Below are 23,386 nucleotides of genomic sequence, written 5' to 3' on the forward strand. Positions count from 1 at the left end.
GATGCGGATCGGAGTCGACGTGGGCGGCACGAAGACGCTCGCCGTCGCGGTGGATGACGGCGGGCGCGTCGTGGCGACCGAGCTCCGCGCGACGGGGCGCGGAGCCGATGCCGTCCTCGACGGGATCGTGGCGGTCGTCGACGCGCTCGCGCGGGGTCGACGGGTCGATGACCTCGGTGTCGGCGTGCCCGGCCAGATCGGACGGGACGGCGTGGTCCGCCACGCCCTCAATCTCGGGATCGCGAACCTCGACCTGGCAGCAGCCCTCGCCTCGCGCGTGGGGCTGCCGGTCGCCGTGGACAACGACGTGCGCGCCGGCGCCGTCGGAGCCGCGGCGATGCTGCCCGACGTAGGCTCGCTCGCCTACCTGAACCTCGGAACGGGTGTCGCCGCGGGGATCGTCCGGGACGGGATGCCGTGGCCCGGCGCGCGCGGCGCGGCCGGCGAGATCGGGCACCTCAGCGTCGACCCCGCCGGCCCGGTCTGCCCCTGCGGACAACGCGGCTGCATCGAAGCGCTCGCAGGCGGCGCCGCGGTCGCTGCCCGGTGGGGTGGTGTGTCGGCGCTTCCCGTCGTGGACGTGTTCGACGCCGCGGATGCGGGCGACCCGCGCGCCGTCGCGCTGCGCGCGGAGGTGGTTCGCGGGGTGACCGCCGCGGTCCAGCTGCTCGTCCTCACCGCCGACGTGGAGGTCGTCGTGCTCGGCGGCGGGGTGTCGCACCTGGGGGAGCGGCTGTTCGCGCCGGTCCGCACGAACCTGCGGGCCGCGGCATCCGGCTCGGGCTTCCTCGCCTCGCTCGATCTGGCCGGTCGCGTCGTGCCGGTCCCCGAGGGGGTGCCGGTCGGTGCGCTCGGTGCGGCGCTGCTGGCGGGCTCGCCCGTCGGGGTGTCCGGCCCCTGAGTGCGGCATCGCGCCGTATTCAGTCTGGACGCGAGCCGTGCGGCCGTACTGGGCCGGAATTCCGCGTGTTGGCTCAGCGGTCGCATCGGACGGGACTGAATACGGAACGCGGCGCCGCGAACAGCAGCAGGCCCCGACGGCTGCCGCGGCTCAGGCGGCCCCGGTGAAGACCCGCCGCACCTGCAGGTTGGCGCCGAGGATCACCGCGTCGGCAACGGCACCGACCGCGAGCGAGCCGAGGTCGGACCGGCCGATCGCATGAGCCGGGGTGCGGGTGAGTGCCGCGACGGCGTCGGGCACCGAGACTCCCGCGGCGACAGCTGTGCGGAGCGCGGCATCCTGGGTCAGGGTGGAGCCGGCGATCGTGCCGTCGGGCAGGCGCGCGACGCCCGCCTCGACCGTCACCTCGAGCGAGCCGAGCAGGTAGGTTCCGTCGGACGCGCCGGCGGCGGCCATCGCATCGGTGACGAATGCGATGCGGCCGGGGGCGGCGGCGAACAGCATCCGGATGACGTCGGGGTGCACGTGGACGCCGTCGGCGATGACCTCGATTATCACGCGCGGGTCACCGGTCGCGGCGCCGACCGGTCCCGGTGCGCGGTGGTGGAGGCCGGGCATCGCGTTGAACGCGTGGGTGAGCAGGGTGGCGCCTGCGTCGAACGCCTTGCGCGTCGCCTCCACGTCGGCGTCGGTGTGGCCGACCGCGACGACCACACCGGCCGCCGTGAACTGCGCGATCGCCTCCTGTCCGCCGGGCAGTTCGGGTGCGAGCGTCACCTGGACGAGCGATCCGCGCGCTGCCTCGATGAGTCCGGCGACCCTCTCGGTCGTGGGGTCGAGGAGCAGTGCCGGATCGTGGGCGCCGTGGTGGCCCGGGTCGAGGAAGGGGCCCTCGAGGTGCGCCCCGAGGACCGAGCCGTCCGTCTCAGCGAGGTCGGCGATCGTGCCCAGGCGCGTCGCGAGGTCGTCGGGCGAGCCCGCGACGAGCGAGATCACCGCGCGCGTCGTCCCGTGCGCGCGGTGCGTCGCGCGGGCGATCCGAATCGCCTCGACGCCCTCCTCGTGCGCACGTCCGCCGCCGCCGTGCCCGTGCAGGTCGACGAACCCGGGGGTGAGCACCGCGCCGTCTCCGGCGAGCCCGCGAGCGTCGACCACCTCGTCCGCGGTGAGTGTGCGCCACCCATCGCCGGTTCCGGATGCCGCGACGCGCCCGGCCTCGGTGCGGATCCACGCGTCCGGCGTCTCCGTTCCACCGTCGAGCAGCCGGGCCGAGTGGATGATGCGGGTCACGTCGTCCACGGCACCTCCGCGAGGGCGGGGAATCGGACCCCGAGGGACGTCCACAGCGGACCGAGTCCGCCGACGCGCGTCCGGAACGACTCCCACGTGCGCTCCGCGCCGGTCGCGGGAGACCAGGCGATCTCGGCCGCCGCGGCGATCCGGGGGAACACGAGCGCGTCGATGTCGGCGAGGGTCGCGACCGTCTCGGTCCACAGCGGAGCCTCGACGCCGAGGATCGCGTCCTCCGGGAGACCGTCGACGACATCCGCCGGCTCCCACGAGTAGGCGCGCTCGAGGCTCGTCGCGCCGTTCGCCCAGGTGAGTCCGAGCGGCGCGTCGTCGGTCGGCTTCATGTCGAGGTAGACCGCGTCGGCGGGGGAGAGGACGACCCGGCCCCCGCGGTCGGCGAACCCGCGGGCGTGCTGCGGCGCGGCATCCACCGGCGTCACGAAGCCCCAGTACTGGCCGACCGTGCCGGGGGCCAGGCCGGTGGCGGCACCCGCCTCATGCCAGGCCATCGGGGTCTTGCCGAGGTCGGCGATGACGGCGCTCGCGCGGGAGACGAAGCGGGCGAAGTCCTCGGGCGTCGTCCCGTGGGACTCGTCGCCGCCGAAGTGCAGCCAGGGTCCGGGGGTGAGCTCGGCGAGCTCCGCGAAGACATCGCGTACGAAGGCGTACGTCGCCTCGTCGTGCACGCGTAGCGAAGAGAAGCCCACCGCGGTGCCGGTGTAGGGCTCGCCCTCGACCGGGATCGCGCCCTCGGTGATGACGTCGGTGACGGGTGCCTCGGCGATCCCGGGGTAGGCGAGCGAGACGGCGTGCGTGTGGCCCGGCATGTCGAACTCCGGCACGACGGTCATGTGATGGGATGCCGCATACGCGACGATCGCGCGGTAGTCGTCCTGCGTGTAGAACCCGCCCTCGGCGCCGTCGACCGCGGTCGCCGACGCCGTCGCGGTGAGCTCGGGGCGCGAGCGCAGCTCGAGCCGCCAGCCCTGGTCGTCCGAGAGGTGCAGGTGCAGGACGTTGACCTTGAGGGATGCCGCCCGGTCGATGTATGCCCGGACGGTCGGCACGTCGTGGAAGTGACGTGCGACGTCGAGCATGACGCCGCGGTAGGCGAAGCGCGGCGCGTCCTCGACGCGGACGGGCGGGACCGCCCAGCGGTCGCCGTCGCGGCGGATGAGCTGCCCGAGCGTCTGCACGCCGTAGTGCAGGCCCGCGGCATCCGCCCCCGTGACCCGGATGCCGGTGGCCGCCGCCTCGAGGACGTACGACTCGGCGGGGCCGCCGTCCTGGACGGTGAGCACGATGCCGTCGCCGTCCGGCAGGTCGAGGCCCGTGCGCGCGGCGACGAGGGAGCGGAGGGCGGTCGCGGCATCCGGGTCGGCCGAGAGTCCGGCCCCGGACAGGTCGAACGCGGGCCCTCTCCGGACGTCGATGTGTGCGGGGAAGGGCACGAGGGGGAGGGGCACCGGAGCCACCGCCGTTCTGTAAGGTGTCCTAACAAAACCGTTCGGGCCAGCCTACCAGCGGGCCCATCCGTTATGCTCGCAGTGTCGCGACTGGCGTTGAGGTGGGCCACCACCGGGGAGCGATTGACACGGCATTCGACCGCGCGCCTGGGCCGATGCGAGATTCCTCATCCCGAAAGCCGTCGTCAGGAGATCGTCATGACCGATTCGCTGTTCAACGCCCCCCTCTCCGAGGTCGATCCCGAGATCGCCGATGTGCTCGAGCGCGAGCTCGACCGTCAGCGCGGGTTCCTCGAGATGATCGCCTCCGAGAACTTCGTTCCCGTCTCGGTGCTGCAGTCGCAGGGCTCCGTCCTCACCAACAAGTACGCCGAGGGCTACCCCGGCCGCCGCTACTACGGCGGCTGCGAGGTCGTCGACGTCGCCGAGGAGCTCGCGATCGAGCGTGCCAAGGCGCTGTTCGGCGCCGGGTTCGCCAACGTCCAGCCGCACTCGGGCGCGTCGGCCAACGCCGCCGTCCTGCACGCGATCGCCCGCCCGGGCGACACGCTCCTGGGTCTCTCGCTCGACCACGGCGGTCACCTCACGCACGGCATGAAGATCAACTTCTCGGGCCGTCTCTACGACATCGTCGCCTACGGCGTCGACGCCGAGACCTCGCTCGTCGACATGGACGAGGTCCGCCGCCTCGCCCTCGAGCACAAGCCGAAGGTCATCATCGCCGGCTGGTCCGCCTATCCCCGACAGCTCGACTTCGCCGCCTTCCGTGCCATCGCCGACGAGGTGGGCGCGCTCCTCTGGGTCGACATGGCGCACTTCGCCGGTCTCGTCGCTGCGGGCCTGCACCCCTCGCCCATCCCGCACGCGCACGTCGTGTCGACCACGGTGCACAAGACGATCGGCGGCCCCCGCTCGGGTCTCATCCTCACGAACGACGCCGACATCGCGAAGAAGATCAACACGGCGGTCTTCCCGGGCCAGCAGGGCGGCCCCCTCATGCACGTGATCGCCGCGAAGGCCACCGCGTTCAAGCTCGCGATGACCCCGGAGTTCAAGGAGCGTCAGGAGCGGACGATCCGAGGCGCGGCGATCCTCGCCGACCGCCTCACGCAGGACGACGTGAAGGCAGCCGGTGTCGCGGTGCGCTCCGGCGGCACCGACGTGCACCTCGTGCTCGTCGACCTGCGCGACGCGGCGATCGACGGCAAGCAGGCCGAGGACCTGCTGCACGACATCCGGATCACCGTCAACCGCAACGCGGTCCCGAACGACCCGCGCCCGCCGATGGTCACGTCGGGCCTGCGCATCGGCACGCCCGCCCTCGCGACCCGCGGCTTCGGCGACGCCGAGTTCACCGAGGTCGCCGACGTGATCGCTCTCGCGCTGCTGCCGGGCGCCGACCACGAGGCTCTCCGCGCACGCGTCGCGAAGCTCGCCGACGCGTTCCCGCTGTACCCCGGGCTGCAGCAGTGACCCCCGGCATCCGACCCCTCCTCCGCTCGCGAGATTGCACGCACGCCTCGAGACTGTGGTCCGGGACCGCTGGGTCGATCGCCCGGTGCGGTCTCGCGGGTCAGGGGCGAGGACAGGAGACACGATGACCGCGGCGGTTCTCGACGGCAAGGCGGCGTCGGCCGCGATCAAGGACGAGCTCGCCCAGCGCGTCGCCGTGCTGAAGGAGCACGGCGTGACGCCCGGGATCGCCACCGTGCTCGTGGGTGCGGACCCGGCATCCCAGCTCTACGTCGGGATGAAGCACCGGCAGTCCGAGGCGATCGGGATGAACTCGATCCAGCGCGAGCTGCCCGCCGACGCGACGCAGGAGCAGGTCGAAGCTCTGATCGACGAGCTCAACGCCGACCCCACGTGCCACGGCTACATCGTGCAGCTGCCGCTGCCGAAGCACCTCGACACCGACCGCATCCTCGAGCGGATCGATCCCGAGAAGGATGCCGACGGCCTTCACCCGACGAACCTCGGCCGTCTGGTGCTCAACGTCAACACCCCGATCACGTCGCCGCTGCCCTGCACGCCGCGCGGCGTCATCGAGCTGCTGGTGCGCAACGGGTACGACCTTGCCGGCAAGCACGTCGTCGTCGTCGGCCGTGGCGTTACGATCGGCCGCTCGATCGGCCTGCTGCTCACGCGCCGCGAGTACAACGCGACCGTCACGCTCACCCACACCGGCACGACCGACCTCGGCGCGCACCTGCGCGAGGCCGACGTCATCGTCGCCGCGGCGGGCGTCAAGCACATCGTGACCGCCGAGCACGTGAAGCCGGGCGCTGCCGTCCTCGACGTCGGCGTCACCCGGGAGGACGACCCCGAGACCGGCAAGAGCCGCGTCTACGGCGACGTGCACCCGGACGTCGCGGACATCGCCGGCTGGGTCTCGCCCAACCCCGGCGGCGTCGGCCCGATGACCGTCGCACTGCTGATGACCAACGTGGTCGAGGTCGCCGAGCGCGCCGCGGGCCTTCGGGTCTGAGGCCTTCTCGGCCCGTTCGCGGATGCAATAGATCGCGCGCGACACGCCAGTGAGGTGACGAGGGATGCCGGGTGTCGCCCGGCATCCCTTGCATCCGTCGACGCCCCGTCGACGCCCCGGCGGCGGTTCGGAGGTCAGAGCTCGCGGCGAAGACACACGAGCCGCTCGCGCGACTCCCACGACGGGACCCGGGCGAATCCCTGGCGCGCGTACAGGGCGAGCGCTTCCATGCGCCAGTCCCAGACCGACAGCCGCAGACCGATCGCGCCAGCGGCTCGGCCGCGCGTCGCGGCATCCGCCATCAGGGCAGTTCCGGCGCCTGTCCGGCGCCCCCTGAGCGCGACCCAGAGGCGCTTGATCTCGAGGTCGGACTCGGACCCGTGCAGGACGGCCATCCCGATCGCCTCGCCGTCACGATCCGCGAGGACGACCTCGGCGCCGGCGAAGGACGCCGCGGGATCGCTGACTTCGGCCGCGTATCGCTCGGGCAGGTCGCCGGGTTCAGCGACGCCGTGCGCGATCTTCTCGCCCTCGGTCTGCGCGTGGTATGCCGTCAGCATCGCGGCGACCGCGCGTCCATCGGCCCCTTCCAGGCGGGCGGGTCGTATAGACAGGCTCACCCGACCATCCTCTCCCGTTCACGGATGCAATAGATCGCGCGCGACACGCCGGTGAGGTGACGAGGGATGCCGGGTGTCGCCCGGCATCCCTTGCATCCGTCGACGCCCCGTCGACGCCCCGCCGCGGCTCAGGCGGTGAAGCGGGCGAGGAAGGCGCGGGTGCGCTCCTCACGCGGATGCCGCAGCACGGCCGACGGCGGACCCTGCTCGACGATCGTGCCGGCGTCGAGGAACACGACGCGGTCGGCGACGTCGCGAGCGAAGGCCATCTCGTGCGTCGCCATCAGGATCGTCGCGCCCTCCGACGCCAGGTCGCGGACGAGCTCGAGGACCTCTCCCACCAGCTGCGGGTCGAGTGCGGAGGTGATCTCGTCGAGCAGCAGCACCTCGGGGTCGGTCGCGATCGCACGGGCGATCGCGACGCGCTGCTGCTGACCTCCCGATAACCGGTCGGGGTGATCCTTCGCCTTGTCGGCGAGCCCCACCCGGGCCAGCAGCTCGACCGCGCGGGCTTCGGCGTCGCGGCGCGGCATCCGGTGCACCACGCGAGACGCGAGGGTGACGTTGTCGATCACCGAGAGGTGCGGGAAGAGGTTGAAGCTCTGGAACACCGCACCCAGGCGCGCCCGCACGCGGTTGCCATCCACGCGCGGGTCGGAGATGTCCTCCTCGCCGAGGAAGATCTGCCCGTCGTCGATGGGTTCGAGGAGCCCCAAGCAGCGCAGCAGCGTCGACTTGCCCGATCCGCTGGCACCGATCAGCGCGACGACCTCGTGCGCGCCGAGCGTCACGTCGACCCCCTGCAGCACCTCTCGGTCCCCGAAGGACTTCCGGATGCCGGTGGCCCGCAAGATGTCGCTCACAGCACCGATCCTGACTGTTCGCGTTCGCGGAGCCGTGCCGTGTACCAGTCCGTCAGCCGGATGGTGGGGATCGCGAGCAGGATGAAGAGGATGCCGGCCACGACATACGGCGTGAAGTTGTACGTCGTCGCGACGACGCCCTTCGCCCGTGCGAGCGCGTCGAGGCTCGCGATGATCGAGATGAGCCCGACATCCTTCTGCATCGAGACGACGTCGTTCATGAGCGCCGGCGTCATCTTGCGCAGGGCCTGCGGAAGAACGACGCGGCGGAGGGTCTGCACGTGGTTCAGACCGAGGGCACGCGCGGCGAGCCGCTGGGACGGGTGCACCGAGTCGATGCCGGCACGGATCACCTCGGCGACATAGGCCGAGTAGGTGAGGGTTACCGCCAGCACTCCGAGGAAGAGCTCGTCGATCCGCTCGCCGACGATCGTCGGCAGTCCGAACCCGGCGAGGTACAGCACGATGATGAAGGGCAGTCCGCGGAACAGGTCGGTGTACCCCGCCACCAGAGTCCGGACCGGGAAGAAGACCGGGCCGCGAAGGGTGCGCAGCAGAGCGAGGATCAGGGCGACGCCGCCGACCGTGAAGATCGAGATACCGAGCACCGTCAGGTTGAGGAGGAAGCCCTCCCACACCTTGGGCAGCGCCTCGAGGGCGACGCCGGGGTCGAAGAAGGCCTGTTGGACCTTCGCCCAGCCCTCGGTGTTGATGACCGTCGCCCACACGATCACCGCGAAGGCGGCCGTCGAGAGGATCGCAATCAGCGCGGACCGTCGCTCGCGCCCGCGCCGATAGGCGCGACGGTCGAGCTCGAGCGCGCTCGGGGTGCGGGTACTCACGGATCGACGCTAGCGCGTCCTCGCTGGAGCTTCGTCACTGGAGCTTCGTCACGCCTTCGGTGAGGCCCGAGAGCCATTCCTTCTCGAGCTCTGCAAGCGTTCCGTCCTCGCGCAGCTCGTCGACGGCGGCGCTGACCGCGGGGGTCAGCGGGGAGTCCTTGGCGAGGAGCAGGCCCCACTGATCCTCGACGCCCACCTTGGGCAGCTCTCCGACGATGAAGGAGTCGGTGATGTAGGCCGTGACGGCGACGTACGCGGTCGGGGTGTCGAGGACGACGGCATCCACCTGTCCGGCACTGAGCGCGGCGGTCGCGTCCTCATTGGAGTTGTAGAGCTTCGGGGTGAGCCCCAGGTCGAGGGCGTCGAGCGTGAGGGCGCTCGTCGAGTTCGCCATGGCACCGATCGTGATGTCCGTGAGCCCGGCGAGGTCGGTGACGCCCTCGGCCTTGCCGCCCTTGAGGGCGATGATCGACTGGCTCGCCGAGTAGTAGGGAGAGGAGAAGTCGACGCCCTTCTTGCGGTCGTCGGTGATCGTGTACTGCTGGATGTTGACGTCGAAGCTCTTCGGTCCGGGGGCGATCGCGGCTTCGAAGCTGGTGCGGACCCACTCGACGTCGTCCTTCGCGAACCCGAGCTTGTCGGCGACGGCGTACGCGACGGCCGCCTCGAAGCCCTTGCCCGACTCGGGCTCGTCGTCGTACACGTAGGGCTCGTACGCGGTCTCGCCGGTGGCGACCGTGAACTTCCCGGGGGTGACGTAGTCGTCGGCCGAGGGCGTGGCACCCGCGGACGCGCCGGCGCCCGGTGCGGCGGTCGAGGCGCAGCCTCCGAGGAGCAGGGCGAGGGCCGCGGCGGAGGCGACGAGGGCGGTGCGCAGGGCGGGACGACGGGACATGAGGGCCTCCGGGGGCGCCGAGGGTGCTCGGACGAGGGGGTCGAGTGGGCGTCGCCGCGTGTCGCGGAGCGCCGGACATCATTCTCGCGCGAGGACGGATGCCGCGGGCGCGGCGGCGACGCTTTGTTACACGCCCGACACCCGGGGCTGCTGGGAGGATGAGGGGATGATCCCCGCGCGCACACTCCTGGTCGGTTCCGGACGCATCGGATCGCGCGTCGCGGAGGAACTGCGCCGCGCAGGCGGCGAGGTGGTCGCACTGCGGCGGTCGGCGGCATCCGATTCGGACAGCTGGCAGCACATCGCGGCGGACCTGTCCCGCCCGCTCGATGAGGCGCTGCCCGAGGTCGACGCGGTGGTCGTGACGCTGCCGCCGGGCGAGCAGCCGGACTTCCTCGCGGAAGCGGTTAGCCGCGTCGCCGAAGCCCTGCCCGAGCGGCCGGCACGCACGATCTGGGTGTCGTCGACGCGGGTGTTCGAGGGCTACAGCGACGAGCGCGCGCTCGACGAGGATGATGAGCCGCGACCGCGCAGCGAACGCGCCCGGCAGCTCGTCGACGGCGAAGTGCGCGCCGCCGAACTGCTGGGGGCGACCATCCTGCGGCCGGCGGGGATCTACGGCCCGGGCCGCGACCGGCTCATCCGGCAGGTGCTGGCGGGGGCGCCCGTCGACCACGATCGCCGGACCAATCGCATCCACGAGACCGACGTCGTCCGCACGATCCTGACCATGCTGCGCGCGGAGGAGGTGCCCGCCGTGCTGCACGCCGTCGACCGGCGTCCCGCGACGCTCGGGGAGGTGGTCACATTCCTCGCCGACCGCCTCGGCGTCCCGGTGCCGCCGCGCGGGGAGCCCGACGAGCGACGCGGGACCGTCCTCGACGGCACGCGCCTCGGTGAGGTGCTCGACGGCCTCGCGTACCCGACCTTCGAGGACGGCTACGGCGAGATGCTGGCCCAGCGCGGCTGAGCCCTGCGCCCTCGCTCTGGCGGATGTCGGTGGAGGGCGGGAGGATGCCGACATGACCCCCACGCAGGCGATCCTGGACTGGCTGCTCGATTCCGATCCGTCGTTGCGGTGGCAGGTCGAGCGGGATCTGCTCGGCGCACCGCCTGCGCAGTGGGAGGCAACGCGTGCGCGCGTCGCGACGGAGGGGAACGGCGCGACGCTCCTCGCCCAGCAGGGCGCCGACGGGCAGTGGGAGGGCGGGGCCTACTTCCCCGCCGGGTTCTTCGGCAGCCCCGAGTCCGAGATGCCCGGCCAGCCGTGGACGGCCACGACCTGGACGCTCAAGGATCTGCGCGAGTGGGGAGTCCCGGCATCCGCTCTCGGGGACACCGCGGCGAAGCTGGCGCGCAACAGCCGCTGGGAGTACGACGACCTGCCGTACTGGGGCGGCGAGGTGGACGTCTGCATCAACGCGTTCACGCTCGGGACGGGAGCCTGGCTCGGTGCCGACGTCTCGGCGTTGGCGCGCTGGTTCCCCGAGCATCAGCTCGCCGACGGCGGATGGAACTGCGAGGCCGAGGAGGGTGAGTCCGTGCGCGGCTCGTTCCACTCGACCCTGAATGCCGTCCGCGGCATGCTCGCCTACGAGCAGTTCCGCAGTGACACGGCGCTGCGGGCCAGCAGGAACCGCGGCGAGGAGTACCTCCTCGAACGGCGCCTGGCGTACCGGCTGTCGACGGGGGACCTCGTCGGACCGTTCGTCACCGACTTCGTCTACCCCAACCGGTACCGCTACAGCGCGCTCGCCGCGCTCGACCATTTCCGCGAGGCGTCGCTGCACGACGGTTCCGCTCCCGACCCGCGGCTGGCCGACGCGATCGAGATGGTGCGCGCGGCGCGGCATCCGGACGGCACCTGGCTCCAGGGACGCGCGCTCGAGGGGCGGCGATGGTTCGACATCGACGCGCCCGAGGGGCAGCCGTCGCGATGGCTCACGTTCCTCGCGCTCCGGGTCCTGCGGTGGTGCGATGCCGACCGCTGACGACCCTGCGGTCGCTCAGTCGCGAGGGGGCACCCACCGCGCGGCGAACGCCTCTGATCCTCGCGCGAGGAGCGTCACGTCGGCGCCGACCAGGACGAACGACGCGCCCTCATCGAGGTAGCGCTGCGCGGCATCCGGATCGAACGCGTTGACCCCGACCGGTTTGCCCGCGCCGCGCACGGCCGTGAACGCCTCGAGGGCGGCGGTGACGACGTCCGGATGCGTCTGCGCCCCCAGGAGTCCCATCGACGCAGCCAGGTCGCTAGGACCGACGAACACGCCGTCCACACCGTCGACTGCGGCGATCTCGGCGGCGTTCCGGACGCCCTCGACCGTCTCGACCTGCACGAACAATGAGACGTGGCGGTCGGCGTCGGCGAGGTAGTCCTCGACGCGATTCCACCGGCCGGAACGGGCGAGCGCAGACCCGACGCCCCGGCGACCGCGAGGCGGATAGCGGACCGCCGCGACGAGCTCCGCCGCCTGCGCGGCCGTGTCGACCATCGGCACGAGGATGTTCTGCGCGCCCAGGTCGAGCACCTGCTTGATCGTCACGACATCCCCGATCGGCACACGCACCACCGTCGTCACGGGGGCGGCCGCGACGGCCTGCAGCTGGGCGAGTACCGACTCGAGGCCGTTCGGGGAGTGCTCCATGTCGATGAGCAGCCAGTCGAGGCCCGCCCCCGCGCAGATCTCGGCGACCAGCGGCGACCCGGAGCAGACCCACATGCCCGCGAGGGGACGATCGGCATCCGCCAGATCCTCGCGGAACGTCGGGTTCAGATGAAACGGCATTCGATGACTCCCATCGGCCCATAGTCGCAGCGCACCTCGTCGCCGCGCGACACCCACATGGGCCGGGTGAACGAGCCCGCGAGGATGATCTCACCCGCCTCGAGCCGCGCACCGTGCTGGTGGAGTTTGTTCGCGAGCCACGCGACGCCGGTCGCGGGGTGCCCGAGCACGCCCTGGGCGACACCGGTCTCCTCGATCTCGCCGTTGCGCGACAGGACTCCGGGCACCCAGCGCAGGTCGATCTCGTCGGGACGGCGGTGCTCGGTGCCGAGGACCATCGCGCCGTACGCGGCGTTGTCGCTTATCGTGTCGACGATCGTGCGTCCCTCGAGCTCGATGTGCGAGTTCAGCACCTCGAGCGCGGGCACGGCGTAGTCGATGGCCGCGAGGGCGTCCTCGAGCGTGCAGTCGGGACCTTCGAGGGGCCTCGCCAGGACGAAGGCCAGCTCGACCTCGATCCGCACGTTCGAGAAGTGGTCGACCGGGATGCCGTCGCCCGAGCGGTAGACGGTGTCGTCGAACATGACGCCGTAGTCGGGTTCGGTGATGCCTGTCGCCTGCTGCATCGCCTTCGAGGTCAGGCCGATCTTGCGGCCGACGAGACGCCGTCCCGACGCGACCATCCGGTCGCGCCAGACGCCCTGGATCGCGTACGAGTCCTCGACCGTCGCCTGCGGGTAGCGCGCCGTGATCCGCGGGATGACGCCGTGCGCGCGGTCGGCTTGGGCGAGCTCGTCGGCGATGCGCGAGACGTCGTCGGCGGACAGCATCAGAGCTGGTTCCCCAGCTTGTACTCGCCCTGCTTCCACGACGGCATCGCCTCGTCGTCGCCCTCGCGGGTGTACGAGAAGCCGTCGGCGCCGATCGTCACCGCCATCTCGCTGCGGTGCTCACGCGTACGGACCGGCTGCGGATTGCCGTCGAGGTCGAGGACGAGGGATGCCTCGGTGTACCAGGACGGGACGACGGGGTTGCCCCAGAAGTCGCGCCGCTGGTTGTCGTGGACGTCCCACGTGACGACGGGGTTGTCGGGGTCGCCGGTGTAGTAGTCCTGCGTGTAGATCTCCACGCGGTGGCCGTCGGGGTCGCGCAGGTACAGGTAGAACGCATTCGAGACGCCGTGACGGCCCGGCCCCCGCTCGATCGCGTCGGAGCGACGGAGCGCGCCGAGCTTGTCGCAGATCGCGAGGATGTTGTGCTTCTCGTGCGTCGCGAAGGCGACGTGGTGCATGCGGGGCCCGTCGCCGCCGGTCGCGGCGGTGTCGTGCACGGTGGGCTTGCGCCGCATCCACGCCGCGTAGACCGTGCCGTCCTCGTCCTGGATGTCCTCCGTCACCCGGAACCCCAGGTCCTGGTAGTGGCGCACGGCGCGCGGCACGTCCGGCGTCACCTGGTTGAAGTGGTCGAGGCGCACCAACTCCCCGGGAATCTGCAGGTCGTACCGCCACGACAGCCGCTCGACGTGCTCGCTGTGGTGGAAGAACTCGTAGGGAAAGCCGAGCGGGTCCTCGACGCGTACGGAGTCGCCGATGCCCTTCGTGAAGCCCTCGGCGCGGCGTTCGACGCGGCATCCGATCTCCTCGTAGAAGGCGACGGCCCGATCGAGGTCCTCGGGCGTGCGGACCCGATACGAGAAGGCGGCGACGGCGGCGACGGGACCTTTCCGCAGCACGAGGTTGTGGTGGATGAACTCCTCGGTCGAGCGCAGGTAGATGACCTCGTCGTCCTCCTCGGTGATGTGAAGTCCCAGGACGTCGACGTAGAACTGGCGGGATGCCGCGAGATCGGTGACCACGAGGTCCATGTAGGCGCAGCGCAGGATGTCGGGGGCGGGCGAAGTCGGCGTCTGCACGGGGTCGTCGGTGCGGATGGGGGCTTCTTGCGAGACGAAGAACCCGGAGAAGGTCTTGGTCATGCCGTCGCGGTGGCTCATATCAGCGTCCTTGCTGGTCGTGGGCGGAGTCAGTTCTTGCCGAACGTGGGGTTGTGGACCGCGCCGAGTGTGATGTGCACGGCCTGCTGGTCGGTGTAGAAGTCGATCGAGCGGTAGCCGCCCTCATGGCCGAGTCCGGACGCCTTCACCCCGCCGAACGGCGTGCGGAGGTCGCGGACGTTGTTCGAGTTCAGCCACACCATGCCGGCCTCGACGGCCTGCGAGAAGTTGTGTGCGCGCTTGAGATCGTTCGTCCAGATGTAGGCGGCGAGGCCGTAGGTCGTGTCGTTCGCGAGGGCGAGCGCCTCGTCATCCGTATCGAAGGGCGTGATCGCGACGACGGGACCGAAGATCTCCTCCTGGAAGATGCGCGCGGTCGGGGGCACGTCGGCGAACACCGTGGGGGCGACGAAGTTGCCCTCGGCGAACCCGTCGGGGCGGCCGCCGCCGGCGACCAGGCGCGCTTCGCCCTTGCCGATCTCGACGTACGACATGACCTTGTCGTAGTGCTCCGGGTGCACGAGGGCCCCGACCTCGGTGGCGGGATCGTGGGGGTAGCCGACGGTCACGCGCTGGGCCTGCGCCGCGTAGCGCTCGACGAACTCGTCGTACACCTCGCGCTGGACGAGGATGCGGCTGCCCGCCGTGCACCGCTCTCCGTTGAGCGAGAACACCCCGAAGATCGTCGCATCGATTGCGGCGTCGAGATCGGCGTCGGCGAAGACGACGGCGGGGCTCTTGCCGCCCAGCTCCATCGACAGGCCCTTCAGCCACGGCGCTGCGTTGGCGAAGATCAGCTGGCCGGTCGCGCTCTCGCCGGTGAAGGAGATGAGCGGCACGTCGGGGTGTTTCACGAGCGCATCGCCGGCGTCCTCGCCGAGGCCGTTGACGAGGTTGAAGACGCCCTGGGGGAGTCCCGCCTCTTCGAAGATGCCGGCCCAGAGCGATGCCGACAGCGGCGTGAACTCGGCCGGCTTCAGCACGACCGTGTTGCCCGTCGCGAGAGCGGGCCCGAGCTTCCAGGACTCCAGCATGAACGGCGTGTTCCACGGGGTGATGAGCCCGGCCACGCCGATCGGCTTGCGGTTGACGTAGTTGATCTGACGCCCCGGAACCTTGAAGGTGTCGTCGGACTGGGCGACGGTCAGGTCGGCGAAGAAGCGGAAGTTCTCGGCCGCGCGACGCGCCTGGCCGAGCGCCTGTGTGATCGGGAGCCCCGAGTCGAACGATTCGAGCTCAGCGAGCCGGGCGTCGCGCGCCTCGACGAGGTCGGCGATCCGGTGCAGGATGCGCGAGCGCTCGCGCGGCAGCATCTTCGGCCACGGGCCGTCGGTGAAGGCGCGGCGTGCGGCGGCCACGGCGGCATCCACATCAGCCTTCTTGCCGGCCGCGGCCTGCAGGTAGACGCGATTGGTCACCGGATCGAGGACGTCGAAGGTCTCGCCGTCCACGGAGTCGACGAACGCGCCGTCGATGTAGTGCTGGATGCGGCCCGGTAGGCCGTCGGGCGTGTGCGGGGCCGCCAGGGTGGGATCCGTCATGTCGTGCGTCCTTGCTTGAGGGGTCAGAAGTTCGGCAGGCCGAGGGCCTGGTCGGGGTGTTCATGGGTCATATAGGCGTCGAGGGTCGCCGAGCGGTGTCGACGCGCGGCGTGCTCGATCTCGCTGAGGGGGGCGCTCCGCTCGATGAGGACGAGGATCTGCTCGTGCTCGCGCACCGACTCCTGCGCTCGGCCGGGTACGAAGCTGAACGTCGAGTCACGGAGGTGCCCGAGCCGTGCCCACTCGGTCTGGACGAGCTCCAGCATCCGCGGGTTGGCGCACCGCTCGAAGAGGGTCGCGTGGAACTCCTGGTTCAACCGCGTGAAGGCTCGCGGATCGAAGTGGTCGAGCGTCTCGATCATGAGCTCGTTGATCTCGCGCGCTCGCCGGATGTCCGATCCGGTGAGCGCTCGCGCCGACAGCGCGGTGGCGGTGCCCTCGAGGATCGACAGCGCCTGCATGCTGTAGCGGTACTGCGAGTCGTCGACCATTGCGACGCGCGCGCCGACGTTGCGCTCGAAGGTGACGAGCCCTTCGGCCTCGAGCTGACGGATCGCCTCGCGCACCGGCACGACGCTCATGTCGAGCTCGCCCGCGATGCTGCCGAGCACCAGGCGGTAGCCGGGGGTGAACGTCTCGTCGACGATGCGCTCCTTGAGCCAGGCGTACGCCTGCTGCGACTTGCTCGGCGCGGCGATCCCGCTCATCGGCTGCTCCGCTCGGCCTCGTAGCGTCCGCGCCACTGCGCGTTCATGGGGAACAGTCCGTCGACGGGTTCGCCCTCGGCGACGCGGGCGGCGATCCAGGCGTCCTCGTCCTCCTGTGCGAGGGCTGCGTCGGCGACCTCCTCGGCGAGCGCCGGTGGCAGCACGATGACGCCGTCGCGGTCGCCCACGATGATGTCGCCCGGCTGCACGGTCGTGCCGCCGCAGGCGATCGTGCCCCCGGCATCCCACGGCACGTGCTTGCGGCCGAGGACCGCGGGGTGGGCGCCGGCCGAGTAGACGGGGATGCCGACCGCGGCGACCGCGGCGGCGTCGCGCACGCCGCCGTCGGTCACGATGCCGGCTGCGCGCTGCGCGTGGGCACGGATCGCGAGGATGTCGCCGAGCGTGCCGGATCCGGCTTCGCCGCGCGCCTCGATGACGATGACCTCGCCCTCGCGAACCGCGTCGAACGCGCGCTTCTGCGCGTTGTAGCCGCCGCCGTGGCTTCGGAACAGGTCCTCGCGGTTCGGCACGAAGCGGAGGGTCGCGGCGACGCCGACGAGTTTGGCGTCGGGGTGGAGCGGTGCGACGCCGTCGATCGTGACGTTGTCGAGGCCGCGCTTTCGCAGCTGCTGCGACAGCCCTGCGACCGGGACGCGCTCGAGCTTCGCGCGCAGGTCGGGGGAGAGGACGGATGCCGTCGCGAGCCCGGCGGCCCCGCGGGATCCCCAGGCTTCTTCGCGCTGCGTGTCGTCGACCTGGGGGAGCGAGCCGAGTGCCGGGTCGAAGGGGGCGTCCGGACCGGCGACGACGGTCGTCGTCAGTCGGCCCGTGGACACTCCGGTGTCGAGGGCGTCGACCTCGATCTCCACGACGTCGCCGGGGGCGATGACCGACGAGCCCGCGGGCGTCCCGGTGAGGATGACGTCGCCGGGTTCGAGGGTCATGTGCTGCGACAGGTCGGCGACGATCTGCGGGAGGGGGAAGAGGAGGTCGTCGGTGGAGCCCTCCTGGGCGAGCTCGCCGTTCACCCAGGAGCGCACGCGCAGGCGGGTGGGGTCGAGCGCACGGGCGTCGAGGGCGAGGGGGCCGATCGGCGTGAACCCGTCGCCGCTCTTGGATCGGACGTTCGAGCCCTTGTCGTTCGCGCGCAGGTCGTAGAGGCCGAGGTCGTCGGATGCCGTGACCCCCGCGACGTGATCCCACGCTCGGTCGACGCTCACCCGGCGGGCGGCGGCACCGATCACGAGCGCGATCTCACCCTCGAAGGCGAGCAGTTCGGTGCCCGTGGGCCGCTCGACCGTGCCGCCCGAAGCGGCGACCGAACTCGACGCCTTGAAGAAGTACGACGGTGCCGCGGGGGTGCGCCCGCGTTGAGCGGCGCGCGAGCGGTAGTTCAGGTGGACGGCGATGATCTTCCCCGGTCGGCCGGGAAGGGCCGCGAAGCGCGGGTCGGCGGTCGCGGCATCCGTCACCGAATCGTCGTTCTGCATCGTCTGAGCTCCTTCGCCCTTGCGTCGTATCTCAAATCGTATATGATCGTGCTGCCCCGGACAACCGGATATCGACGAAGACGTCGGATGACACAGGAGTCAGCATGAGCACTTCCCCCGCCCGTGACGGGTTCACTCCCACCGGGACCATCGCGACAGCCGCGGACCGCCGCCGCGTCGTGTTCGCCACCGTCGTCGGCACCACCGTGGAGTGGTACGACTTCTTCATCTACGCGACCGCCGTCGGCCTCGTGTTCGGCCAGCTCTTCTTCGCCCCTCTCGGCAAGGACAGCGTCCTCATCGGGTTCGCGACCGTCGGGGTGAGCTTCCTCTTCCGTCCGCTCGGCGCGTTCCTCGCGGGACACCTGGGCGACAAGTACGGCCGCAAGGTCGTGCTCATGTGGACGCTCATCCTCATGGGGCTCGCCACCGCCCTCATCGGCGTGCTGCCGAGCTACGAGTCGATCGGTCTCGCCGCGCCCATCATCCTCGTGCTGCTGCGCATCCTGCAGGGCATCTCCGCCGGCGGCGAGTGGGGCGGCGCGGTGCTCATGGCCGTCGAGCACGCCCCCAAGACCCGGCGCGGCGCGTTCGGCGCTTCCCCGCAGATCGGCGTGCCGCTGGGGCTCCTGCTCGCCTCGGGCGTCATGGCGCTCATGTCGGCGATCGCTCCCGGCGAGCAGTTCCTGCAGTGGGGCTGGCGCGTGCCGTTCCTGCTCAGCGTCGTCCTGATCCTCGTCGGCTGGTACGTCCGCCGTCGCGTCGAGGAGAGCCCCGTCTTCCTCGAGCTCGCCGAGCGCAAGGAGCACAGCCGGATGCCGATCGTCGAGCTGTTCCGCACGCACGCGGTCCTCGTGATCATCGCCGCCTTCGTCTTCGCCGGCAACAACGCCGTCGGCTACATGACCACGGGCGGGTACATCCAGGGGTACGCCACCAACCCCGAGGGCCCGCTCGCCCTCGACCGCGGTCCGGTGCTCTGGGCGGTGACGGGATCGGCGGTCACGTGGCTGCTCTCGACTCTCGTGGCCGGGTTCGTCTCCGACCGGATCGGGCGCCGCACGACCTACATCGCGGGCTGGATCATGCAGCTCGTCGGCGTGTTCACTCTCTTCCCGCTCGTCAACACGGGCAATGTCTTCGTGCTGTTCCTGGGTCTCGCGATCCTCACGATCGGCCTCGGCTTCACCTACGGCCCGCAGGCGGCGCTCTACGCAGAGCTGTTCCCCGCGTCGATCCGCTTCTCGGGCGTCTCGATCTCGTACGCCATCGGTGCCATCCTCGGCGGCGCCTTCGCGCCGACGATCGCGACGGCACTCGTCGCCGCCTTCGGCTCGACCACACCCGTCACGTGGTACCTGGCCGGGATGACCGTGCTGGGCCTGGTGGCGACGCTGCTGCTGCGCGATCGCAGCGGCATCCCGCTCGACCCCGATCACGAGGCGGAGCAGGCCGTCAGCCCGGTCCGCGGCCTGACCCGCGCCTGAGCGCCCGAGGAGAACCATGCAGTTCCACCACCACGGCTACGTCTCCGGTGACCCGCGGGTCGCGCCCGCCGCGGGCACCGGGATCGACCGGCCCGAGGAGCTCCCCGACGAGACGGACGTGCTCATCGTGGGATCGGGTCCGGCGGGGATGCTGCTGGCCGCCCAGATGTCGCAGTTCCCGCAGGTCTCGACCCGGCTCATCGAGCGGCGCACGGGCCGGCTCGAACTGGGGCAGGCCGACGGCATCCAGCCGCGGTCGGTGGAGACCTTCCAGGCGTTCGGGTTCGCGGAGCGGATCATCGCCGAGGCGTACAACATCGGCTACATGAACTTCTGGGGCCCCGACCCGGCCGATCCAAGCCGGATCCGCCGCACGTCGCGGACCGACGACTACGGCCTGAAGATCAGCGAGTTCCCCCACCTCATCGTCAACCAGGCGCGCGTGCTGGACTACTTCGCCGAGGCGGCCGCGCACGGCCCCGGACGGATCGTGCCCGACTACGGCATCGAGTTCGTCGACCTCGAGGTGCCCGAGGATGCCGCGGCCCCCGTCGCCGTGACGGTCCGCCACGTCGACGGTCCCCGGGCGGGGGAGGAACGCGTCATCCGGGCGCGGTACGTGGTCGGCTGCGACGGCGCCCGGAGCGGCGTGCGACGGGCGATCGGACGCGTGCACGTCGGCGACGCGTCGAAGCACGCGTGGGGTGTCATGGACGTCCTCGGCGACACCGACTTCCCGGACTGGCGCATCAAGTGCGCCATCAACAGCTCGGCGGGGAACATCCTCCACATCCCGCGCGAGGGCGGGTACCTCAGCCGCATGTACATCGACCTCGGCGCCGTCGCGGCGGACGACAACCACCGGGTCCGCGAGACCCCCATCGAGGAGGTCATCCGCCGCGCCAATGAGATCCTGCATCCGTACACGATCGACGTGAGGCAGGTCGCCTGGCACAGCGTCTACGAGGTCGGGCACCGCGTCACCGACGGGTTCGACGACGTGCCGGCCGGCAGTGACCGCGATCCGCGTGTCTTCCTCACCGGCGACGCGTGCCACACGCACAGTGCCAAGGCCGGCCAGGGCATGAACGTCTCGATGCAGGACGGGTTCAATCTCGGGTGGAAGCTCGGTCACGTGCTGACCGGGCTGGCACCGGCATCCCTCCTCGCCACCTACGAGGCCGAACGGCGACCCGTCGCGCAGCAGCTGATCGACTTCGACAAGGAGTGGTCGTCGCTGATGGCGCGCAAGCCCGAGGAGATAACCGACCCCGAGGATCTCGCGACCTACTACCTGGCGACCGCGGAGTTCCCATCGGGGTTCATGACGCAGTACGGGCCGTCGACGATCGTTTCGGGGACCGGGCACGAGGGCCTTGCGACCGGGTTCCCGGTCGGCAAGCGACTGACGTCGGCCGAGGTCGTCCGGGTCGCGGACGGCAACGTCGTGCACCTCGGGCACCACGCGAAGGCGGACGGGCGATGGCGCGTGTACGCCTTCGCGGACGCCTCGGGCGAGGACCTCTCGGCGTGGGCGGAGTGGTTCGCCTCGGCATCCGGTCCGATCGCCCGGCACACGCCGGCAGGGGCCGATCCCGATGCCGTCTTCGACGCCAAGGTTATTTACCCGCGACGGTACGAGGACGTCGAGATGGCGGAGGTTCCCGCCGTGTTCCGTCCGCACTCGGGGCCGCTCGGCCTCATGGACTGGGAGAAGGTCTACGCGACCGGACCCTCGACGTGGACGGATGTCGACATCTTCGCCGAGCGCGGGATCTCGGCGCAGGGCGCGGTCGTCGTCGTCCGGCCCGACCAGTACGTCGCCGCTGTCCTGCCGCTGACCGCGACCGCCGAGTTGGCGGACTTCCTGTCCGGCGCCTTCCGCCCCGCCGGCTGAGCCCCGGTGCCTCGAACCGTCGCAGATGGTCGCTGACGCGGCGTCCCGCCGACCATCTGAGACCTCTCGCACTAGGGTCGGGGTGTGGACACCGTGAACCCGCTGATCCCGGCCGCGGACGACATCGCCTGGTCGATCGTCGCGCTGGTGCTGACGGTGCTTGCGATCGTCGCCCTGGTCTCGCTGGCGCTGTCCGCGCGGCGGCTGACCTCGACGCAGGCGCTCGTGTGGGTGCTCGTGGTGCTGCTGATTCCGGTCGCCGGTCCCGTCGCGTGGCTCGCGGTCGGTCGGCGGGCACGGATGCCGCGCCGCGAGGCGTGAGCCCGGCGCACGCCGTCGACCCGACGCGAGGTGCAGCGAGGACGGCGTCTTAGCGTCAGTTCGTGTCGGCTCGGCCCCGCCGAGCCTCAGCGCCGCAGGTTCACCTGCAGGATCTCCTCCTGATACGGCGCCCGGACGGCACCGGAGACGCGCAGGTCGAGCAGCAGGAACGGCCGCTCGTCGGCGGGGAGATCGCGCCAGCGGGCGAGAGCCTGCAGATCGTCGAGCGTCCGAACGATGACACCCTCCGCTCCGACGGCGCGCGCGAGGCCGGCGAAGTCGACCTCGGGGATCTCCATGGGCCCACGGGCGAGACCCATGACGCCGTACAGGTGCACCTCCGCTCCGTACGCCCTGTCGTTCCACACCACCGCGAGGCCGCGTCCTCGCGCCACCCGGACGGCAGATTCGAGGTCGGCGATCGCCATCAAGCCGCCGCCGTCACCCGTCGTGAGGACGATCGTCGACTCCGGCCGTGCACGAGCGGCTCCCGGAACGGACGGGAACCCGAGCCCGATCGACTGATAGGCCGTACCGATCATCATCATCCGGTCGGGTGAGGCGACCGGCCAGAACATGTTCGCCCAACCGATGAAGTGCCCGCCGTCCGAGACGACGACGCGATCCTCCGGCAGCAGCTCGGCGATCGCCGCCGCCGCGCTCCGCGGATCGAGTCGCCCGTCCGGCGCGAGACCGTCACCGGCGTCGTAGCTGCGAAGGCTCGCGACGTCCACCGTCTCGCGCCACCCCGACGGCGCACCGCCGAGCCGCGCGAGCTCGTCCGCGAGCGCGCGCGCCGCGAGGGCGGCATCCGCTCGCAGGTACCGGCCCACCTGCGGATGCGTCGCCGCGGGCGCCACGTCGACCTGCGCGATCGCCGCACCCGGCGCGAACAGCTCGCCGAAGCGCATCGTGAACTGGTTGAGCGACGCGCCGAACACGACGACGACGTCCGCCTCGCGGATCGCGGCCATCGCCCCCTCCGCGCCGAACCCGCCGGTCACCCCCAGGTCGTACTCACCGCGCGGGAAGACACCGCGGCCGAGGGCGGTGGATGCCGTCAGTGCCCCGACGGCGTCGGCGAGTCGTCCGAGCTCCTCGCCCGCTCCCGCCGTCCAGGCGCCGCGGCCGGCGAGCAGGAGGGGCCGCTCGGCCGACGCGAGGTCCCGCGCGACCGCGGCCACCGTCGCGGACGCGTGCGGACCGGTCGGTGCCAGTGGGGCGGGCAGCACCGGCTCGGGCGGCGGTGGGATCTCGCCGGCGTCGCGGCCGCCCACGTCGTACGGGATCGCGAGGACGACGGGGATGCGGAACGACAGCGCGTGCTCGATGGCGATCACGGTCGTGGCCGCGGCATCCGTTCGTCCCACGGTGTACGTGCGCACGCCGACGGCCGACGCGAGCGAGAGCTGGTCGACGTCCCACGGGCGAGGACCCGATGTCGGTTCGTCGCCGACGACGAGTACCAGCGGCACGCGGGCCTGCGCCGCCTCGGCGAGCGCCGTGAGCGTGTTCGTGAAGCCGGCGCCGTAGGTCGAGGTGGCCGCAGCGAGGCCGCCGCCGGCGCGGAAGTGCGCATCCGCGGCGACGACGCCCCCCGCCTCGTGGCGGACGGCGGTGAAGGTCACGTCGCCCCGGCGTTCGAGCGCGTCGAGCACGAGGGCGTTGCCGTTGCCCATCACGCCGAAGACGTGATCGACGTGGGCGGCGAGGGCGGCGGCGACGTGGGCGGCGACGGTGGGCATGAGAGCTCCTGGAGACGATGACGACGGATGCCGTATATGTCTCGCGCCCCGCGGCGATGCGGGTGGCTGCGTGCCCCTTTTCCGAGCACCAGGGCCTCGCGGTCCCGG

Annotated in this window: 21 protein-coding genes and 1 riboswitch; of the genes, 8 read left to right on the forward strand and 13 right to left on the reverse strand. The window is 71.3% G+C overall.

Annotated features, from left to right (window positions below):
* The first annotated feature begins 1 nt into the window (after position 1).
* Positions 2-901: an ROK family protein gene (locus tag ACIQLK_RS11885; RefSeq protein ID WP_400365005.1), complete on the forward strand. Its 900-nt coding sequence runs from the start codon at positions 2-4 to the stop codon at positions 899-901.
* A 150-nt stretch (positions 902-1,051) separates the two neighbouring features.
* Here the strand turns inward: ACIQLK_RS11885 and nagA are convergent, their stop codons facing one another.
* Both nagA and ACIQLK_RS11895 read right to left on the reverse strand, forming a co-directional pair.
* Complete coding sequence (gene nagA, locus ACIQLK_RS11890; RefSeq protein WP_400365006.1) at positions 1,052-2,200, reverse strand: N-acetylglucosamine-6-phosphate deacetylase; 1,149 nt, start codon at positions 2,198-2,200, stop codon at positions 1,052-1,054.
* The gene (locus ACIQLK_RS11895; RefSeq protein ID WP_400365007.1) at positions 2,188-3,666 is read right to left on the reverse strand and encodes a family 20 glycosylhydrolase; all 1,479 of its coding nucleotides are present in this window, start codon (positions 3,664-3,666) and stop codon (positions 2,188-2,190) included. Before ACIQLK_RS11895 ends, nagA begins: the two co-directional genes overlap by 13 nt.
* Before the next feature lie 67 nt (positions 3,667-3,733).
* A riboswitch (ZMP/ZTP riboswitch) is annotated at positions 3,734-3,817 on the forward strand.
* A 38-nt stretch (positions 3,818-3,855) separates the two neighbouring features.
* Here ACIQLK_RS11895 and glyA point away from each other — a divergent pair.
* Together glyA and ACIQLK_RS11905 are read left to right on the forward strand one after the other, a co-directional pair.
* Complete coding sequence (glyA, locus tag ACIQLK_RS11900) at positions 3,856-5,130, forward strand: serine hydroxymethyltransferase (protein WP_400365008.1); 1,275 nt, start codon at positions 3,856-3,858, stop codon at positions 5,128-5,130.
* Positions 5,131-5,254: 124 nt separating this feature from the next.
* Complete coding sequence (locus ACIQLK_RS11905; RefSeq protein ID WP_400365009.1) at positions 5,255-6,145, forward strand: bifunctional methylenetetrahydrofolate dehydrogenase/methenyltetrahydrofolate cyclohydrolase; 891 nt, start codon at positions 5,255-5,257, stop codon at positions 6,143-6,145.
* A gap of 134 nt (positions 6,146-6,279) precedes the next feature.
* Here the strand turns inward: ACIQLK_RS11905 and ACIQLK_RS11910 are convergent, their stop codons facing one another.
* From ACIQLK_RS11910 to ACIQLK_RS11925, 4 genes are all read right to left on the reverse strand, one after another.
* Positions 6,280-6,765 carry a GNAT family N-acetyltransferase gene (locus ACIQLK_RS11910; protein WP_400365010.1) on the reverse strand — a complete coding sequence of 162 codons (486 nt, stop codon included), beginning with the start codon at positions 6,763-6,765 and terminating at the stop codon, positions 6,280-6,282.
* 128 nt (positions 6,766-6,893) lie between these two features.
* Positions 6,894-7,628 carry an amino acid ABC transporter ATP-binding protein gene (locus ACIQLK_RS11915; RefSeq protein ID WP_400365011.1) on the reverse strand — a complete coding sequence of 245 codons (735 nt, stop codon included), beginning with the start codon at positions 7,626-7,628 and terminating at the stop codon, positions 6,894-6,896.
* Positions 7,625-8,470 (reverse strand): amino acid ABC transporter permease, encoded by an 846-nt coding sequence (locus ACIQLK_RS11920; RefSeq protein WP_400365012.1) that lies wholly within the window; start codon positions 8,468-8,470, stop codon positions 7,625-7,627. The genes ACIQLK_RS11915 and ACIQLK_RS11920 overlap by 4 nt, the downstream gene beginning before the upstream one ends.
* 34 nt (positions 8,471-8,504) lie before the next feature.
* Positions 8,505-9,365 (reverse strand): ABC transporter substrate-binding protein, encoded by an 861-nt coding sequence (locus ACIQLK_RS11925; protein ID WP_400365013.1) that lies wholly within the window; start codon positions 9,363-9,365, stop codon positions 8,505-8,507.
* A 166-nt stretch (positions 9,366-9,531) separates the two neighbouring features.
* On the opposite strand from ACIQLK_RS11925, the gene ACIQLK_RS11930 reads away from it, so the two are divergent.
* Entirely contained in the window at positions 9,532-10,335 is an 804-nt protein-coding gene (locus ACIQLK_RS11930; protein ID WP_400365014.1) for an NAD(P)H-binding protein, read from the forward strand.
* Between the two features lie 52 nt (positions 10,336-10,387).
* Positions 10,388-11,356, forward strand: coding sequence for a squalene cyclase (locus ACIQLK_RS11935; RefSeq protein ID WP_400365015.1), 969 nt, complete (start codon positions 10,388-10,390; stop codon positions 11,354-11,356).
* Between the two features lie 15 nt (positions 11,357-11,371).
* Here ACIQLK_RS11935 and ACIQLK_RS11940 read toward each other — a convergent pair whose 3' ends face one another.
* From ACIQLK_RS11940 to ACIQLK_RS11965, 6 genes are read right to left on the reverse strand one after another with little or no spacing between them, the layout of a single operon-like run.
* Positions 11,372-12,154 carry an HpcH/HpaI aldolase/citrate lyase family protein gene (locus tag ACIQLK_RS11940; protein WP_400365016.1) on the reverse strand — a complete coding sequence of 261 codons (783 nt, stop codon included), beginning with the start codon at positions 12,152-12,154 and terminating at the stop codon, positions 11,372-11,374.
* Positions 12,139-12,924 (reverse strand): 2-keto-4-pentenoate hydratase, encoded by a 786-nt coding sequence (locus ACIQLK_RS11945; RefSeq protein ID WP_400365017.1) that lies wholly within the window; start codon positions 12,922-12,924, stop codon positions 12,139-12,141. Before ACIQLK_RS11945 ends, ACIQLK_RS11940 begins: the two co-directional genes overlap by 16 nt.
* Positions 12,924-14,087 carry a 3,4-dihydroxyphenylacetate 2,3-dioxygenase gene (gene hpaD, locus ACIQLK_RS11950; RefSeq protein WP_400365018.1) on the reverse strand — a complete coding sequence of 388 codons (1,164 nt, stop codon included), beginning with the start codon at positions 14,085-14,087 and terminating at the stop codon, positions 12,924-12,926. The genes ACIQLK_RS11945 and hpaD overlap by 1 nt, the downstream gene beginning before the upstream one ends.
* Before the next feature lie 29 nt (positions 14,088-14,116).
* Positions 14,117-15,628 (reverse strand): 5-carboxymethyl-2-hydroxymuconate semialdehyde dehydrogenase, encoded by a 1,512-nt coding sequence (gene hpaE, locus ACIQLK_RS11955; RefSeq protein WP_400365019.1) that lies wholly within the window; start codon positions 15,626-15,628, stop codon positions 14,117-14,119.
* Between the two features lie 23 nt (positions 15,629-15,651).
* Positions 15,652-16,335, reverse strand: a complete 684-nt coding sequence (locus tag ACIQLK_RS11960) for a GntR family transcriptional regulator (protein ID WP_400365020.1) — start codon at positions 16,333-16,335, stop codon at positions 15,652-15,654.
* On the reverse strand, positions 16,332-17,828 hold the full coding sequence (locus ACIQLK_RS11965; RefSeq protein ID WP_400365021.1) for a fumarylacetoacetate hydrolase family protein: 1,497 nt from the start codon (positions 17,826-17,828) through the stop codon (positions 16,332-16,334). Before ACIQLK_RS11965 ends, ACIQLK_RS11960 begins: the two co-directional genes overlap by 4 nt.
* Positions 17,829-17,932: 104 nt before the next feature.
* On the opposite strand from ACIQLK_RS11965, the gene ACIQLK_RS11970 reads away from it, so the two are divergent.
* From ACIQLK_RS11970 to ACIQLK_RS11980, 3 genes are all read left to right on the forward strand, one after another.
* Complete coding sequence (locus ACIQLK_RS11970) at positions 17,933-19,315, forward strand: MFS transporter (protein WP_400365022.1); 1,383 nt, start codon at positions 17,933-17,935, stop codon at positions 19,313-19,315.
* A 16-nt stretch (positions 19,316-19,331) separates the two neighbouring features.
* Entirely contained in the window at positions 19,332-21,212 is a 1,881-nt protein-coding gene (locus tag ACIQLK_RS11975; protein ID WP_400365023.1) for an FAD-dependent monooxygenase, read from the forward strand.
* Positions 21,213-21,296: 84 nt separating this feature from the next.
* A complete protein-coding gene (locus ACIQLK_RS11980) occupies positions 21,297-21,533 on the forward strand; it encodes a PLDc N-terminal domain-containing protein (protein ID WP_400365024.1) in 237 nt (78 codons plus the stop codon).
* Between the two features lie 86 nt (positions 21,534-21,619).
* On the opposite strand, the gene ACIQLK_RS11985 is transcribed toward ACIQLK_RS11980, so the two are convergent.
* On the reverse strand, positions 21,620-23,278 hold the full coding sequence (locus ACIQLK_RS11985) for a thiamine pyrophosphate-binding protein (protein ID WP_400365025.1): 1,659 nt from the start codon (positions 23,276-23,278) through the stop codon (positions 21,620-21,622).
* Positions 23,279-23,386: the final 108 nt, after the last annotated feature.

The sequence above is a fragment of the Microbacterium sp. NPDC091382 genome (assembly GCF_044757025.1).
GTDB lineage: Bacteria > Actinomycetota > Actinomycetes > Actinomycetales > Microbacteriaceae > Microbacterium.